The organism is Hymenobacter canadensis (assembly GCF_027359925.1).
Lineage (GTDB): Bacteria > Bacteroidota > Bacteroidia > Cytophagales > Hymenobacteraceae > Hymenobacter > Hymenobacter canadensis.
Window position 1 is genome coordinate 416729 of sequence record NZ_CP114767.1, and the last position, 17154, is coordinate 433882.

Sequence of the window (17154 nt, forward strand, 5' to 3'; positions counted from 1 at the left end):
TGTACTAGGGTCGTTCAGCAGATTCAACCAAGCTTCTCTTTTCGTCGGAATGACAGGCGCAGCACCGCTTTTAGTACCCCGGATTCTGGGTTACGTTGGGGTTGGTGTTGGTTTCCTGCTGCGGAATGGGCAGCAGCAGGTAGTTCACGTCGCGGCGGGTCAGCTTCTCCTGGATGGCGTCGAGGGCATCCTTGGGGTGGTTGACGCCGGACTGCGCGGCTTCGTGGCGGGTGTAGCGCAATAGGTCAAACCACCGTTCCCCCTCGAAGGCCAGCTCCAGGCGGCGCTGCCGGTCGATTTCGTTGCGCAGCGTGGCTTGGCTGGCGGCTTCTGGCGAGGCGGCCGTGAGGGCGGCTAGGCCGGCGCGGGTCCGCACCTGGTTGAGCGGCGGCAACGCGGCGGCCGTCTGGCCCTGCTCGTTGGACGCCTCGGCCTGCATCAGCAGCACATCGGCGTAGCGGATGACGTAGGTGTTGTCGGGCGAGTTGAAGTTGTTGGGGTTGCCGGGCCACTTATACACGAAGGCGCCGTCGTCGTTGCCGGTGCCGGGGCCGCCATCCACGTAGCTCACATGGTCGCGCCCGCCGGGGGCGTTGCCGAGGTAGGCCCAGCGCAAATCGGTGCGGCGCTGCTGCGGGTTATTGGGGGCGTAGACGGTAGTATCGGCGCCGTTCGGGCCGCCACCCAGCAGTTCCGGAGTTGGGATGTTGAACTTCGGAAACGAGAAGGTAGCGGGCGGGGCGGGCAGCGCTACGTCGGGGAAGATATTGCCGCCGTCATCGGCACCCGCAAACTGCACCTCAAACACCGACTCGCGGCGGTTGTTGGCCGGATACAGGGCTTTGGGCGTGCTTTCGAGGGTGTAGAAGCCACTGGCTACCACCTGCGCGGCGGCAGTACCGGCCGCAGCCCAGTTGCGCTGCGTAAGCTGCACGCGGGCCAACAAACCGTTCACCGAGCCGCGGGTGGCGCGGGTGCGGCCCGTGGCGTCGCCGACCGGAGCCAACTGGGCGGCCTGCGTGAGGTCGTCCACGATTTGGGCGTAAACCTGGTCGGCGCTGGCACGGCTCAGGTTCAGCACGGCTGGGTCGCCGGTTTCGGTGGGCTCCAGGCGCAGCGGCACGCCGCCGTAGAGGCGCACCAGGTTGAAGTAGTGCAGGGCGCGCAGGAAGCGGGCCTCGCCCAGAATCTGGCTGCGGCGGGCTTCCGGCATCGTGATGGTCGGCACGTACTTCAGCACGGCGTTGGCCCGGTTGATACCGATGAAGGCGGCCGTGTAGATGGTGCGTACCTGCTTGGTGGTGGGGCGCCAGGTGAAGCGGTCCAAGTCCGTCACGTCGCCGTTGGTGCTGGAGGCGTTGTCGGTGGGCATTTCGCCCATGGCAATCAAATCCAGGCCGTAGTTGCCTTCCTGCTGCAGGGCGTCGTAGGCGGCCACGATGCCGGCTTCGGCGTCGTCGGCGTTCTGGAAAAAGTTGACGGGCGTGATGCTGGGCAGCGGCTCCTTATCGAGAATGTCGCAGCCGGTAGTGAGCAGCAGCGCCGCCAGAATGGGATAAAGTATCTTTTTCATGAGTGGGAGTCGGTTAGAAAGTGGCGTTCAGACCTACCGTGTAGGTGCGCGCCTGCGGATACACGCCCAGGTCGCGGCCGAAGCCCGTGCTGGAGAAGGGGTCGGCGCTTACTTCGGGGTCGTAGCCGGAGTAGTCGGTCCAGGTGAGCAGGTTTTGGCCCGTCACGTAGACGCGCACGCCGCTGATGCCGGATTTCTGCAGCACGCTCATGGGCAGGCCGTAGGCCAACGTCAGGTTTTTGAGGCGCACATACGAACCGTCCTCGATGAAGCGGCTAGACACCTGGTTGTTGCCGGCCGGGTCGCCGAACACGGCGCGGGGCACGTCGGTGTTGGTGTTGGTCGGAGTCCAGCGGTCCAGCACGCGGGTGTTCTGGTTGAGGGCCTGGCTCATGCCCTCGGTGGTGCGGCGGTTCTCATTGTAGAGGTCGTTGCCAAACGAGCCCTGGAAGAACACGCTCAGCTCCAGGCCTTTGAACGAGAAGGTGTTCGTGACGCCCGCAATGGAGTTAGGGTTGGCGTTACCGATAATCGTGCGGTCCTGGTCGTTGATGCGGCCGTCGCCGTTCAAGTCCAAAAACCGCTGGTCGCCGGCGCGGGCGTTGGGGTTCTGGGCCTGCGCTTCCGCATCGGTCTGGAAGATGCCGTCGGCCTGCAGGCCGTAGAAAGTGCCCAGCGGCGAGCCATTGCGCACAATATTGTAGTCGTTGATGATCTGCCGGCCGGTTTCCTGGCCCTGCTCGTTGCGGACGCTCCCGATGTTGAGAACTTTGCCGCGGTTGAGGGTAAAATTCAGGTTGGTGCTCCAGGCGAAGCCGTTGTCTTCAGCGCGCACGTTCACCGTGTTCAAGCCCAGCTCCAAACCCTTGTTTTCCACTTCGCCCAGGTTCTGGATGATGTTGGACGTTTGGGCGCCGGTGCTTAGCGGCAGCGGTACCTCAAACAGCAGGTCGGTGCTGCGCTTGCGGTACACATCGGCGTTGAAGGTCAGGCGGTCTTCCAGCAAGCTCAGGTCGAGGCCCAGGTTGGTTTGCTTGGTAACCTCCCAGCTCACGTCGGCGTTGCCGATACGCTCCGGCGCGATACCGCCCGAAATGCTGCCGTTGCCCTGATAGCCGAAGCCCGAGCCGTAGGTGGAGAAGCGGGCGTAGTCGCCGATTTCCTGGTTGCCGTTTTCGCCGTAAGAAGCGCGCAGCTTCATGCTGGTAATGGCGTCGGTTTGCGGGAAGAAGCTTTCCTTGCTGATGTTCCAGCCCGCGCTAACGGCCGGAAAGTAGCCGAAGCGCTTGTCTTTGGCGAAACGGCTGGAGCCGTCGGCGCGCAGGCTGACGGTGGCCAGGTATCGGTCGTCGTAGTTGTAGATGGCGCGCCCGAACACGCTCAGCAGCGCCCACTCCGACTCGAAGCTGCTCACCGAGCGGTTGGCGGTGCCGGCATACAGATACGGCACCGAGTTCGACGGGAAGCCCGTGGCGCGGGCATTGGACGTGAAGCGGTTAGACGCCTGCACCGACTGACCGGCCAGCAGCGTCAGGCGGCTTTTCTCGCCCAGCGTGAGGTTGTAGGTCAGCGTATTTTCGTTCAGCCAAATCACCTGCTGGTCGGTGCCGGTGCGGGCCTGGCCGAGCGTGGCCGGGTCGGGCGTGCTGGTCTGGCGGTTGCCGGGGTACTCGCGCGTCACGTACTCATTCTCCACCTGCGTGCGGAAGTCAATGCCCAGCGACGACCGGAACTGCAGGTTGTCGAGGATGTCCAGCTCGCCGTAGATATTGCCGATGGCCTGGTAGATCAGGGCCTTGTTGCGGGTTTCCAGCAGGTTGCCAACGGGGTTGTCGAAGCTGCTGTTGAAGGGGTTGGTAGCGTACGTGCCGTCGGCGTTGCGCACGGGCAGCGTCGGAATCTGGGTGATGGTGCCCAGCACCGTCCCACCACTGTTGGAGCCGCGCTCTGAGCGTACCGAGCCGTTGTTGTTAGTGCGGCTCAGGTTCAGGTTGGTGCCGATGCGGAACCGCTGGCTCACTTCTTGGTCGAGGTTGATGCGGAAGCTAAACCGGTCGAAGCCGGAGTTGCGGAAGATACCGTCCTGCTTGAAGTAGCCGCCGCTCACGTAGTAGCGGGTTTTATCGGAGCCGCCGCTCACATTGAGCTGGTAGTTCTGGATGGCGGCCGTGCGGTACACTTCGTCCTGCCAGTCGGTTTCGGCGGGCAGGTTGTTGAGGTCGGGGTAGGCGGCGGTGCGGCCACCGTTGATCAGGGCTTCGTTGTAGTATTCGGCAAACTGGCGGGCGTTGAGCACGTCCAGCTTTTTGCGCAGCTGCTGCTGGCCGTAGTACATACTTAGGCCGACTTGAGCCTTGCCAGCTTTACCGCGCTTGGTCGTAATCACCACCACGCCGTTGGAAGCGCGCACGCCGTAAATAGCGGCTGCCGCGCCGTCCTTCAGTACATCGATGCTTTCGATGTCGCTGGGGTTGAGGGCGTTCAGCGGGTTCGGCGACTGGTTGCTCAGGCCGCCCAGCTCCCGGTTGTAGGAAGGCAAAACCGGCACGCCGTCAATCACATACAGCGGGCTGTTCGACAAGCTCACCGACGAGTTGCCGCGAATCCGGACGTTGATGCCCGCGCCGGGTGCGCCGCTCGGCGAGGTCACCTGCACGCCGGGCGTCTGGCCCTGCAGCGCCTGGTCGAAGCCAGCCACCGTCTGCCGCTCAATCTGCCGCGCCCCCACCGACGAAACGGCCGTGGTCAGCTCCTGGCGGGTCTGGGTGCCGTAGCCCACCACCACCACTTCGTTCAGCGCCTGGGTGTTTTCGGCGAGGGTAGTGGCGGCCACCTGCGTGGTCTGGCCATCTACCACCGTAATCTGCTGGCGCGCCGTGGTGAAGCCAATCGAGGAAATAACCAGCGTCTGCGGGCCAGCCGGCACGTTCGGGATGGTGAAGTTGCCGTTGGCATCGGTGGCGCTACCCAGGGTAGTACCTTCCACCACCACCGTCACGCCGGGCAGGGCCTCGCCCTTGGCATCCACCACCCGCCCCGAAACGGGACCGTTGAAGACGGCAGTGAAGAGGGTTTTGCCGGTTTCATCGGCGGGCAGGGCAGGGGCGTAGGCCAGCACCGCACCAGGCTGGGCGGCCGCCAGGCCCGTGAGCAGCAGGCTGCCCACGGCCGGCGTCAGCAGCAGGCGCCGGAAGGGCCGGTTGCCCTGCGGAGATTGTAAAGGGAACGACATGGGAAAGTAGGTTAGGTGAGACGAAGTGAGGGTAGGGCAGAAACTGGAAAAGCACTGGCCCGCAAGCGGGTAGAAACTCGAAGAAGTCAGCCGGAAAGGGCCGTAACAGCTGCCTCCGAGAGCAGAGGAGCCGCCCCGGGATGCGTAGCCACCAGCGCCGCCGCCGCGCAGGCCCGCCGCAAACTGATGGCCGGGTTGGCGGTGGGCCAGTCAGCTAGTAGCGCGGCCAGAAAGGCGTCGCTGCTGCCTAGTGTGCCGGGCGTGGCCACTGCAAAGCCGGCTTGTTCCAGCAGGTGGCCGTCGTGCCAGAGCGTGGCGCCGGCGGTGCCTTGTGTGAGACACACGGCCTGCAGCCCGAAGTGCGCCGCCAGCCATGGCAGCGCCGTAGCCGGGGTAGCGGGCTGGCCTAGCCAGCCCATTATTTCGGTAAGTTCAGATTCGTTGAGCTTCACCAGATCGGCCTGGCGGAGCAGGTACTGCACCACCGAGCGGGTGTAGTGCGGGGCGCGCAGGTTCACGTCGAACACCTTGTAAGGTACCACCTGCAGCAAGCGGTACAGCGTTTCGCGGGTGGTCAGGCCGCGGGCCGCCAACGAGCCGTACACCAGCATCCGGGCGGCGGCCACGGTGTCGCGCAACTCGTCGGTGTGCTGGAGGTAGTCCCAGGCCACTGGCTCCACCACTTTGTAGGTGGCGTGGCCGTGGCGCAGCGTCACCTTCACCACGCCCGTCAGGTGAGTCTGGCTGCGCTGGATCAACTCCTGACCCAAGCCCTGCGCGGCCAGCTGCTGCAGCAGATCCGTGCCCAGCTCGTCGTCGCCGACGCGGCTGATGAGCTGCACCGGTTGCCCTAGCTGCCGCAGGTGCCGCGCCACGTTGAACGGCGCGCCGCCGGGCTGGCGGCCATCGGGCAGCATATCCCAGAGGAACTCACCGAGGCAGACAATGGGGGCAACTGGGTTCATGCAGGTAGGACGATTTAAACAAAAGTCGCCTGATGCTTCTCGGAAGGCTTGCTGATTTATTTCAAAATCCGAACAGTATCAAAATAGCTTTTAATAAATTGATTATCAATATTTTATAAATAAAAAAAACCGCGCCTGTAACAGGCGCGGTTTCGGTTTTATTACGGGGCTTTCAGGATTGTATCAGTGGTGCGGGGTGATGTGCATGGCCCGGAACTCGGAAGGCGAAATCTGGTAGCGGCCCTTGAAGCTGGTGGAGAAGTAGGAGGGTGAGGAGAAGCCCAGCTCGTAGGCCACATCGGCAATGCTGAGGGCGTCGTCGAGCAGCAGCTCGCGGGCTTTGGTGAGGCGCAGGTTCTGGATGAAGTCCGTAACGCCGGTGCCCAGCACGGCCTTCACCTTGCGGTAGAGCTGCATGCGCGAAATGCCCAGGCTACGGGCAATGTCCTCCACGCTCAGGTCGGTGCGGGTGAGGTGGGCCTCCACGATGGCCGTGAGGTCGGCCAGGAATTTCTGGTCGGGATTGGTGAGCACCGTGGCCGTATCCACGGACAGCTCGCGCCGGAAATGCTCGCGCTGGCGGGCGCGGTTGGCCAGCAGCGTCCGCACGCTTTCCAGCAGAAAGGTAGGGTTGAAGGGCTTGGTCAGGTAGAGGTCGGCGCCGGCCTGCACGCCTTCCACCTGCTGCTCGGGGGCGCTGCGGGCCGTGAGCAGCACCACCGGAATGTGGCTGGTGCGCCAGTCGGCCCGCAGCTGTGTCACCACTTCCAGGCCGCTCAGGCCGGGCATCATCACGTCGCACACTATCAGGTCCGGAATCATGTCGGTGGCCATGCGGAAGCCGGTGTGGCCGTCGGTGGCGCTCTGCACCCGGAAGTCAGTGCGCAGCCGCCGCGCCAGAAAGTCGTTGACTTCAGCATTGTCTTCAATCACCAGCACCAGTGTCTCGCTGCCGCCGTCGGTTGGGGCGGCCGTGGTGGCTTCCAGCTCGGGGCTGAAGGTGGCGGCAATGGCTTCGGGCTCATCGAGCAGGAAGCTGGCCGTGGGCATGTCGGAGGTGGCGCGCAAGGCTTCCGGCAACTCACGCGGCAAAGCCACCACAAAGGTGCTGCCCTGGCCCGGCTGGCTGCTGAACGTGAGCTGGCCCTGGTGCAGGCGCACCAGCCCTTGCGCCAGCGCCAGCCCCATGCCCGAGCCTTTGGCCACGGCACCCTGGTCGCCTTGGTAAAACCACTCAAATACGTGCGCCTGGTCCTGGTCGCTGATGCCGCGGCCCGTGTCGGCGATGCTCACGCGCAGGCTCTGGCCGTCGGGGCTGGCCTGCAGGCTGATGGTGATGCGGCCCTGCTCGGGCGTGAACTTCAGCGCGTTGGAGAGCAGGTTGAAGAATACCTTGTCGAGGATGTTGCCATCGAACCAAGCCGGCAGCTCGGGCTCGGCGGCCAGAAACCGCAGCTGCACGCCGCGCAGCCGGGCTGGCTTCTCGAAGGCATCCACAATTTCGCGCACAAAGGCTACCAGGTTGCCGTAGGTGGCGCGCACGGCCATCTTACCCACCTCGATTTTGCGGAAATCCAGCAGCTGGTTCACGAGCTGCAGCAGCCGCTGGGTGTTGCGGCGCACCAGAGCCAGATCCTGGTGCTGGGCGGCGGTGAGGTCGGGCGTGTTGGTGAGCAGCTCTTCCACGGGCCCCAGAATCAGGGTGAGCGGGGTGCGCAGCTCGTGCGAGAAGTTGGTGAAGAAGCGCAGCTTGGCCTCGGTGTCGGCGCGCGACTGCTCGGCCAGGGCTTCCAGCTGGTTGCGCTGCAGCCGGATTTCCTCGTTCTGCTGCTGCAGCTGCTGGTTGATCTTGTCGTTTTCGGCGTTGCGCAGCGCCAGCTGCCGGTTGATCTGCCGGTTGCGGCGGGCCGAGTGCCAGGCCAGCGCGCCCAGCACCAGCGCGCCCAGCAGCGTCGCCAGCAGGCCGTAGAGGATAGTTTGCTGGCTGGCGTAGGTGGCGCGCAGGCGTTGCAGCAGGCCCTGTTGCCGCTCGATGTCGTGCTGCTGGCTGGCCATCTTGTCGGTCTGCTGCTGCAGGGTCAGCACGTTGGTCGAGTCGATGACGATGGTGCCGAGCGTGTTTTCTTTGTCGTAAGGCTGCTTGTTCAGGATTTTCAGGGCCGTGCGCATGGCGTCCTCGCCGCCCGGCGCATACAGAATGCTCGCGTCGAGCACGCCGCGCTGCACCAGATCAATGCCTTCCCCCTTGCCCACCAGCCCATCCACGCCAATGATGCGCACCCGGCCGGCCAGCCCGAGCTGCTGGCATACTTCGTAGGCGCCGCGGCCCATGGCGTCGTTGTGGGCGAAAATCAGCGCCACGTTGGGGTGGGCGCGCAACGCCGCCAGAAGGGCCGGTTTCAGGGTTTTTTCCTGCCAGTTGCCGTTCACCTGGGCCACCACCCGCAGCCCGGGAAACGCTTTCAGGCCCTCAGCAAAGCCCTGGTGGCGCTCCGAAGTGGCCGAGGAGCCGGGCGTGCCCAGAATCTCAATGACTTCGCCCTGCGGGCGGCCCAGCAGGCGGGCACCGTAGCGGGCAGCCGTCTGGCCCACTTCCAGGTTGTCGCCGCCCACGTAGGCCGTGTAGCGCTGCGAGGCCGTGCGCCGGTCGATCAGCAGCACCGGAATGCCCTGAGCGTAGGCTTCCTCCACGGCCGGCGTTACGGGCCCGGCTTCGTACGGCGACACAATCAGCAGGTCGAGGCCGCCTTGTACCAGCTTGCGGATCTGCTGCTGCTGCAGGTCGCTGTTGTCGTGGGCGTCGGTGGTGCGCAGCTGCACTTCGGGGTGGAAGCTCAGCTCGCGGTTGATGCCGTTGAGCATAGCCTCGCGCCACGGCCCCGAGGTGCTGCACTGCGAAAATCCGATGCGGTAGGCGGGCGTTTTGGCGGGCTCCGCACAACTCGCCAGCAGCGCCCCGGCCAGCAGGAATAACAGCAACCGAAGCTCCCGAAAGAGTTCTGCTTTTCTCAAGTACCAACGGACCTGCCAGGGGTGGGAACTGGCGCAGCCTAATCAAATATACCGGATTCTTCTGCACCCTGCCAAGAATATAGGAGCACCGCCATACCCCCGGCCTGGCTGTCACGCGTCCGGTTGGAAGTTCGGTTCGGGCGGTTTTAGGGGCGCGGGGCAGGCAGCTGGTTGCGGGAAATGATGCGCTGCAGATCCTGCAGGTTGCCGTAATCGGGCCGGATGAAGCCCAGCTCCGGGTTGTCCAGGTCGCGGATGGCCTGAATGGTCAGCACGGAAATCACCACGAACAGAATAGGCACGAAATAGTGGCGGGTTTCCTGGGCGCTGTTGGTGAAGCCCACCAGAACGCCAATCGCCCAGGACGAAATAAACAGCAGTGACAGAATGGAATAGGGCGTGCCTTCCCGGTAGGAATAGTGCAGTCTAAAGGTGTTGGCATCGAGCCGGTTGAAGGCCGGCAACAGCCGCCGCACCACCTCGGTGCGGGCCGGGGAGGTGCGCCCCGAGGCACTGAGCTGCTGCCAGAACTGCTGGTCGAGGTGCTCTAGGCGGCGGATGTGGGCGGGGTCGTGGGGGCGGCGGGGGCGGTGCTCGTTGAGCTCCAATTGCAGCAGCTGCAGCAGAAACCGCTGCACGGCGGCGCGCTCCGGGGCGGGCAGCAGCTGGCTTTCGCGGTAGAGCTCGGCAATGGCATCCGAGGTCTGATGAATGAGGCCGGTGCGCTCTTTAAGCGAGTTGTTGGACGAAAGTAGCGTGAAGGACAGCAGCAAACCGAAGATGGTAATCAGGGCGCTTTCGATGCCCGACGGCTTCCAGATGCGCTGGCGGCGGCGGTAGTAAACCTCGGCAAACAGGTAGCCCACCGCCACGGCCAGCAGCAACGACGCCGGGTAAGCCAGCACAAACCACAGAACCTCAAACGTACTGTACCGCATGCCGCTGCCAGGTTAACCCGTTTCCTAATCAGCCGACCTCTTATCGAAAGGCTCCGGCCGCTGTTCAGTCCCAAGAAACGAAAAAGCCCCTGATTCCATCAGAGAATCAGGGGGCTTTGGCGTTTGCGGGGCCTATATCGGGCCTGGGCTACTGCGTGGGAAGTACCGGATTACGGTCGGAAGGCGGCGTGAGGGGCGCCGCGTCCAGCTCCCGCGGGTGTTCGTCGAGGCCGGTTTCGCGGTGCGCCGCGAAATACTGCGCCAGCGCCTTTTCGCCCACCAGCCAGAACACTACCGGTGTCACGATGATGTCGAGGAAGGTAGACGAAAGCAGACCGCCGAGGATGACCGTGGCCACCGGGTAGAGGATTTCCTTGCCCGGCGCGTCCTTGGCCAACGTGAGCGGCACCAGGGCCAACGCGGCCACCAGGGCCGTCATCAGCACCGGCACCAGCCGCTCCAGGGAGCCGCGGATAATCATCGGGATACCAAACTTCTCGCCCTCGTGCTCCACGAGGTGGATGTAGTGCGAAATCATCATGATGCCGTTGCGCGAGGCAATGCCGGTGAGCGTGATGAAGCCCACCAGCGAGGCAATGCTGAAGGTGCCGCCCGTGAGCAGCACCGCCACCACCGAGCCAATCAGGGCCAGCGGAATGTTGAGCATGATCTGGCCCACCATGTAGCTGGACTTGAAGTGCGAGAACAGCACCAGGAAAATGCCGGCCAGCGAAAACAAACTCAGCCACAGAATTTTCTGCGACGCCGACTGCTGGCTCTCAAACTGCCCGCCGTAGGTGAGGTAGTAGCCCGGCGGCAGCTTCACCTGCTGCCCGACCCGGGCCTGAATTTCCTTGACCGTGGAGCCCAGGTCGCGCTCCGCCACGTTCAGCGAGATGGTGATGCGGCGTTGGGTGTTTTCGTGGTTGATGGTGTTCGGGCCGGGCTCGTAGCTGATGTCGGCCACCTCACTCACCGGAATCAGGGCGCCGCCGGGCGTTTCGATGCGGGTCTGGCCCAGGGCGGCGAGGTGGTTGCGCTGGGCTTCGGGCAGCTTCACAATCAGGTCGAAGCGCTTCTGGCCGTCGAGCATCTGCGACACCACGGCGCCCTGAAACAGAGTTTCCAGGTCGCGCACCACTTCGCCGCGGGCCATGCCGTAGGCGCGCAGGGCCTCGTCGCGGGGCCGGATGAGCACCTGTGGAATCTGCACCTGCTTCTCTACCTGCAGATCCACTACGCCCGGCACCGCGGCGGCGGCGGCGCGGATTTCGTTGGCGTAGCGGCGCAGCTCCAGCAAATCGTTGCCGAACACTTTGATGGCCACCTGCGCCCGCACGCCCGAAAGCAGGTGGTCGAGGCGGTGCGAAATGGGCTGGCCAATGTTCACGTTCACGCCGGTAATCAAACTGAGCTTCTGGCGCATGTCGGCCAGAATTTCGTCGCGGCTGCGCATGGTTTTGCCTTCTTTTTCGAGTTCGGCTTCAGTCTTGAAGGCCACCTCAATCTCCGAGTTGTTCACCGACTCGGCGTGCTCATCCAGCTCGGCGCGGCCGGTGCGGCGGGCGGTGTAGGCCACCTCCGGAATCTTCAGCATCTGCTGCTCGCCCAGCGTGCCCAGCTTGTTGCTCTCGGTGAGGGAGGTGCCGGCGGGGGCTGAGAAGTTGACGGTCAGGGAGCCTTCGTTGAAGGGCGGCAGAAACTCGGTGCCGAAGAAAGGCACCAGGGCCGCGGCCAGCCCGAACAGCAGCGCCACGGTGGTGAGAATGGCTTTGGGGTGCGCCAGGCCCCAGTGCAGCAGGTGCGTGTCCTTCTTCTTCAGCCAGCGCACCAGCCCGCCGTCGGTTTCGGGGTGGTCCATCTGCTTCATGCGGGGCAGCAGGTAATAGCACAGCACCGGCGTCACGGTCAGCGACACGAATAGCGAGGCCACGATGCTGGTGATGTAGGCAATGCCCAGCGGCGCGAAAATGCGGCCTTCCATGCCTTCCAGCGCAAACAGCGGCAAAAACACCAGCACCACGATGACGGTGGCGTACACGATGGAGTTGCGCACCTCCGAACTGGCCGCGTAAATCACCTGCAGCACCGGCCGGGGCTGGGGGAGCTGGCGGTTTTCGCGCAGGCGCCGGTACACGTTTTCCACGTCCACGATGGCGTCGTCCACCAGCTCGCCGATGGCAATGGCCAGCCCGCCCAGCGTCATGGTGTTGATGCTGATGCCCGCCACGCGGAACACCAGCGCCGTCACGATCAGCGACAACGGAATGGCTACCAGCGAGATAAACGTGGTGCGCACGTTCAGCAGAAACGCAAACAGCACGATGACTACCAGAATAGCGCCGTCGCGCAAGGCCTCTTCCACGTTGCTGATCGACGACTCAATAAACTCCGACTGCTTGAACAGCCGCGTGTTCACCTGCACGTCCTTGGGCAGGGAAGGCCGGAGCTCCACTAAAGCCTTTTCCACGGCTTCGGTGAGGCCCACGGTGGCCGCGCCCGGCTGCTTCTCGATGCTCAGAATCACGGCGGGCCGGCCGTTCACGCTGCCGTCGCCGCGCTTGAAGCGGGCCCCGAACTCCACCCGCGCCACATCCGCCACCCGCACCGCCGACTGCGCACGGTACCCCACGATGATGTTCTCAATGTCCTGCATCGAGCGCAGCCGGCCCAGGTTGCGAATCAGCACCTCGGAGCCCTGGCGGTCGAAAAAGTTGCCGGTGGTGTTGAGGTTGGAGCTGCGCAAGGCCTCTTCCACTTGGCTCACGGTGATGCTGGTAGCATTCAGCCGGGGCATATCCAGCAGCACCTGGTACTGCAGGTTGTCGCCGCCGATGGGAATGACCTGGGCCACGCCGGGGATGCTCAGTAGGCGCTGGCGCACGGTGTAGTTGGCCAGCGTGCGCAGGTCGGCGGCATTGGTGACCTCACCCCCCGGCCCCCTCTCCCGTGGAGAGGGGGAGCCAGCCGAATCCACTTTGGCGGACTGCTTATTCTTAATTGCTAATTGTTCATTACTAATTGAAGTCGAAAGCCCCACCAGCATAATCTGGCCCATCACGGAGGAAATGGGGCCCAGCACCGGCGTGATGCCCTGCGGCAACTGCTCGACGGTGGTTTGCAGCTTCTCGCTCACAATCTGGCGGGCCGTGAAGATGTCAGTGCCGTAGTCGAACTCCACGAACACCATGCCCAGGCCGATGGCCGAGTTGGATCGCACCGCCGACACGCCGGTGGCGCCGTTCAGGGCCGTTTCCACAGGTAGGGTCACGAGGGCCTCCACCTCTTCGGGGGCCATGCCAGGCGCTTCCAGAAACACCGTCACGCGGGGGCGGTCCAGGTCGGGCAGCACGTCTACGGGCAGCTGGCGGGCCGTGTAGGTGCCGGCAATCAGCAGCCCCACGGCAAAAGCCAGCATCAGCAGGCGGTTCTGCAGGGCAAAGCGAATTATTTTATCGAGCATGTTTTAAGCGGCAAGCTGTAAGCTTTAAGCGGCAAGCTTGTTCCAACCCAATAGGCTGGGCGCTTGCAGCTTAAAGCTTGCGGCTCATTGGTTGAGGTAGATGGATTTTAGCTGGTAGGTGCCCTGCGTCACTACCCGGTCGTTTTCGTTGACCTGGCCCTGGGTCAGCACGGTTTGCTGGCCGTTCACGGCGCCGGGCTGCACGTAGCGGATTTTGAACCGCTCGGGCTCGGTGTGCACGAACACCACGGGCTTGCCGTTGAGGTCCGTCACGGCCGAGGTGGGTACCACCAGCTGCTTCTGGCCGCCGTCGGGCTGGCCTAGCACCTGCACGTTCACGGCCTGGCCGGCGCGGTAGGTGCTGCCGGTAGCGGCGTCAAGCTCCAGAATGAGCTGGCGGGCCTGGTTCACGGGGTTCACCACGTTGCTGAACACCACCAGCCGGGCCGGCGCGCCGGCCTGGCCCTGCAAACCTTCCACCCGAAACTGTGCGCCGGGCGTGATTTTGGCCAGATCCTGGGCAAACACCTGGGCTTCGACGCGCAGCTTGCCGGGGTTGATGACGCGCAGCAGCTCGTCGCCCTGGTTTACCTGCTGGCCCACGGCCAGACTGAATACGTCCACGGTGCCGCTGATGGGGGAGGTGATGGTGGTGCGGCGCTGCTGGGCTTGGCCGTTGTAGATACCGGCGTTCTGGCGGGCCTGGCGCAGGCGCAGCTCGGCCGCCACCACGTCTTTGCGGGCGGCAATGTCGGCAATGGTCTGCAGGCGGGCGTAATCCTGCTGGGCGGCGCGCAACTCGGCCTGGGCGTTGGCCCGCTCGGTGCTGAGCCCGATCTGCTGGGTGGCGTCCAGCGTCTGCTCGATGACGGCCAGCGTCTGGCCGGCGCGCACCAGCTGGCCTACCTGCGCCGTCAGGCTTACAATGCGCCCGGCCTGGGGCACCACCACCCGGCCCTCGCCGCCCGCCGCCGCCGACACCGTGCCGTAGAGCGTGGCGCGGCTGTAGGTGCCGGAGTAGACGGCCAGCGTGGTGCGCACCTCAAACAGGTACTGGCTTTCCTTCGGCAGCAGGACTTCATCGGTGAGGGCCACGCCGGTGCTGGCTTTGGCTTCACCGCCGTGGTCTTCGCCGCCGTGGCCCAGCACGGCGGCCGGGGGCGGCAGCAGCACTGCCAGCACCAGGCCGGCGGCGGCCGTAGCGGCCAGGAATCTATGCGTGGTTTTCATAAGCGGCAGGAGTTGAAGCAGAAACAGAAGATGCAGCGCGGCGCCGGCGCATGAGCAGCGCCGTGAGGCCAATGCCGAGCCCGAAGGCGCCCACCAGTGCCAGCACGGTTTTCCAGGACGAAAACAGCCCCGTCGTGGCTACCGATGCCGCGGCCGCCACCGGCAGCTTTTCGCCCACCTTGATGCCTTCCAGCAGCAGCAGGTCGGCTTGGTCGGCGGCCACCACGTTCAGGGCGAAGCTGTAGGGCTGGTTTTTGGGAAACTGGCCTTCCACCAGATAGATACCGGCTTCCTGCTCGGTTACGGTCCACTTCAGCGCGGCATCCTCGGGGTTGGTCAGCGTGAGCTTGGCACCTTTGATGGGGGCGTTGGTGGCGTAGTCGGAGAGGAACAGGCGGAGGTCGGCGGGCTGGCCGCCTTCCAGCGGCTCGTAGCGCAGCAGCACCTCAAACTTTTCGGAGAGCGCCGCCACCGAAAACGAGGTGGCCCCGGCCGGCGCAGCAGCCTGGGCTCCTTCGCCGTGGTCTTCGCCGCCGTGGGCCTGGGCCGCGCCGGCCAGCAGCAGGCCCAGCAGCAATAGCAGGAGTTGTTTCATGGGAAATGGCGGTTATTCGCCCCGCAGGTAGGTGAGTTCGATGAGCGCCTGCCGGTAGTCGCGGATGGTGGTCAGGTAGGTGTTCTGGATGGTAAAGGCCTGGTTCAGGCTCTGAATCAGCACCAGATAGCTGATTTCGCCGGCCCTAAATAGGCGCTGCGACTGGCTGATGATGGCCCGCGACTGCGGCACACCGGTTTGCTCGTAGTAGCCCAGCGAAGCCGAGAATTTGCGCGTGTCGGCCAGGGCCTGCTGGTATTGGGTGCTGAGGTCCAGCCGCTGGGTTTGCAGCTGGTAGCCGGCTGCCGCGCTACGGGCCGTGGCCGCCTGCAGCTGCGAGCGGTAGGTCCAGAACCACACCGGCACCGACACCCCAAACTGAAACCGGTACCGAATGGCCGAATTCTCAAACGCCTGGTTCTGGTAGCCCACCGTGAGGGCCGGCGTGCGGCGCGCCCGCACCAGACTGATGCCCGACTGGCTCAGGGCCACGCTCTGGGTGGCAGCGGCCAGCGTGGGGCTGCGCACCAAAGCGGCACTGTCTTCGGTGGGCAGGCCGCCGAGCAGCGCCGTGCCGGCCTGGGCAAGCTCGGGGCCGCTGCGGCGTAGGTCGGTGCTGGTAGTCAGGGCGGTGGGCTCACCCAGCAGCAAGCCCAGGCGGCGCTGGTTGGCGCGCAGGTCGGCCTGGCTTTGCTCCAGCTGCACGGTCACCTGCCGGGCCTCGGCGTCGGTGCTGATGCGCTGCAACGACGTGACTTCGCCGGCCGCAAACAGCCGCTCGGTAGCCACCCGCAGGGCCCGGAACAGGCTGTCCTGGTAGGTGAGCTGGCGCACCTGGGCCTCGGCAAACTGCAGGCTCAGGTAGGCCAGGCGGGTGTCGCGCAGCACGGTGGCACGGCTTACCTCGCGGTTGCGCTCGGCCAGCGTAATGCCGGCTTCGGCCACCTGCCGCTGCCGCCGGTACACGTTGGGCAGGTCGATGGTCTGCACCACGCCTGGCGCCCACATTTCGCCCGTGGGCGCCGAAAACAGCAGGTCGGGGTTGGCCGGCGCGAAGCTGCCGCGCTTGAGGGCACGCTGCTCGGCAATTTCCTGCTCCGACTGCCGCAGGCGCGGGTGGCGGCGCAGCGTCCGGGCCTCGGCGCTGTCGAGGCTGATGGGCGTTTGGGCCCACGTCGGCCCCGCCCCGGCCACCAGCGCCAGCAGCAGCCCGCCTGCAAAGGCATTCCTTCCAAAGTGCTTCATATTATCAGGTTGAACTCCGTCCGGTGGCCCCCGCAGGAGCCGCCGGGCCGCAGACTGGCGCTACCGGCGCACCATGCGGGGCCGCTCTGTCTGGCTCCGCATGGTGGCCGGTTGGCAGCAGGCGTGCTACATCTTGTCGGCGTTGTTGTTGTGCCAGTCTTTGAAGGCCGCTATTTCCTTTTGCTGGGCATCTATCATCATCTGGGCCATTTCCTTGAGCTTGGTGTCCCGGCCGTGGGCCATCTCGGCTTTGGCCATGTCCACGGCGCTCTGGTGATGCACGGTCATCAGCATGTTGAAATTCATGTCGGGGTCGGCCACCGTTTTGGGCATGTTGGCCATCATCCCGTCCATGGAAGCCTTCATCTTGCTCGTGAACGGGTCGGCGGGGTCCTGGGGCTTATAGTTGGTGGGGGCGCTGTCGAGGCGGGTGGCGGCGGCTTCCAGCGCGGTTATTTCCTGCTGCTGATCGGCCTTGATTTTCTCAGCCATCTGGCGCATGGTGGCGTCTTTGCCGTCGCGCAGCTCGATGTCGGCCATGGCCACGGCGCCCTGGTGGTGGGCCAGCATCATGTGCGCGAAGTCGTGGTCGGTGTTGCCCTTGGGCTTTTCGGCCATCATCTGCTGCATCATCCCGTTCATAGAGGCCACCAGCGGCGAGGCGCCGGCCGCGTCGTGGCCCATAGCCGAGTAGTCCATGGTGGAGTGGTCCATGCCGGCCATGTCGCCGGCGGCCGGAGCCGTGCCGGTTTCAGTGGCGGCGGCAGAATCAGCCGTTTTATCGGAGTTGCAGCTGCCCAGCAGCAGGGTGCCCGAGCACAGGGCGGCGAGGAAAAAAGCAGATTTTTTCATGACAATAAAGGGCAAGAGTGAGGGAAAAGAAAACCGGAAAAGCCGGCTG

10 protein-coding genes are annotated in these 17154 nt (G+C 64.6%); all 10 read right to left on the minus strand.

All coding sequences use genetic code 11. The features are described 5' to 3' along the window. Window positions 1–70: 70 nt before the first annotated feature. Complete coding sequence (locus O3303_RS01835) at window positions 71–1573, minus strand: RagB/SusD family nutrient uptake outer membrane protein (RefSeq protein ID WP_269560366.1); 1503 nt, start codon at window positions 1571–1573, stop codon at window positions 71–73. Window positions 1574–1586: 13 nt separating this feature from the next. Then, window positions 1587–4805, minus strand: coding sequence for a SusC/RagA family TonB-linked outer membrane protein (locus O3303_RS01840; RefSeq protein WP_269560367.1), 3219 nt, complete (start codon window positions 4803–4805; stop codon window positions 1587–1589). An 86-nt stretch (window positions 4806–4891) separates the two neighbouring features. Beyond that, window positions 4892–5770, minus strand: a complete 879-nt coding sequence (locus O3303_RS01845) for a PfkB family carbohydrate kinase (RefSeq protein ID WP_269560368.1) — start codon at window positions 5768–5770, stop codon at window positions 4892–4894. A 183-nt stretch (window positions 5771–5953) separates the two neighbouring features. Next, entirely contained in the window at window positions 5954–8749 is a 2796-nt protein-coding gene (locus tag O3303_RS01850; RefSeq protein ID WP_269560369.1) for a substrate-binding domain-containing protein, read from the minus strand. 179 nt (window positions 8750–8928) lie between these two features. Continuing rightward, window positions 8929–9720, minus strand: a complete 792-nt coding sequence (locus O3303_RS01855) for a bestrophin-like domain (RefSeq protein ID WP_269560370.1) — start codon at window positions 9718–9720, stop codon at window positions 8929–8931. A 148-nt stretch (window positions 9721–9868) separates the two neighbouring features. Then, window positions 9869–13183 carry an efflux RND transporter permease subunit gene (locus O3303_RS01860; RefSeq protein ID WP_269560371.1) on the minus strand — a complete coding sequence of 1105 codons (3315 nt, stop codon included), beginning with the start codon at window positions 13181–13183 and terminating at the stop codon, window positions 9869–9871. Window positions 13184–13267: 84 nt separating this feature from the next. Next, window positions 13268–14413, minus strand: coding sequence for an efflux RND transporter periplasmic adaptor subunit (locus O3303_RS01865; protein ID WP_269560372.1), 1146 nt, complete (start codon window positions 14411–14413; stop codon window positions 13268–13270). After that, window positions 14397–15008, minus strand: coding sequence for a hypothetical protein (locus O3303_RS01870; RefSeq protein ID WP_269560373.1), 612 nt, complete (start codon window positions 15006–15008; stop codon window positions 14397–14399). The genes O3303_RS01865 and O3303_RS01870 overlap by 17 nt, the downstream gene beginning before the upstream one ends. A 12-nt stretch (window positions 15009–15020) precedes the next feature. After that, window positions 15021–16253 carry a TolC family protein gene (locus tag O3303_RS01875; protein WP_269560374.1) on the minus strand — a complete coding sequence of 411 codons (1233 nt, stop codon included), beginning with the start codon at window positions 16251–16253 and terminating at the stop codon, window positions 15021–15023. Window positions 16254–16379: 126 nt separating this feature from the next. Beyond that, complete coding sequence (locus O3303_RS01880; protein WP_269560375.1) at window positions 16380–17105, minus strand: DUF305 domain-containing protein; 726 nt, start codon at window positions 17103–17105, stop codon at window positions 16380–16382. Window positions 17106–17154: the final 49 nt, after the last annotated feature.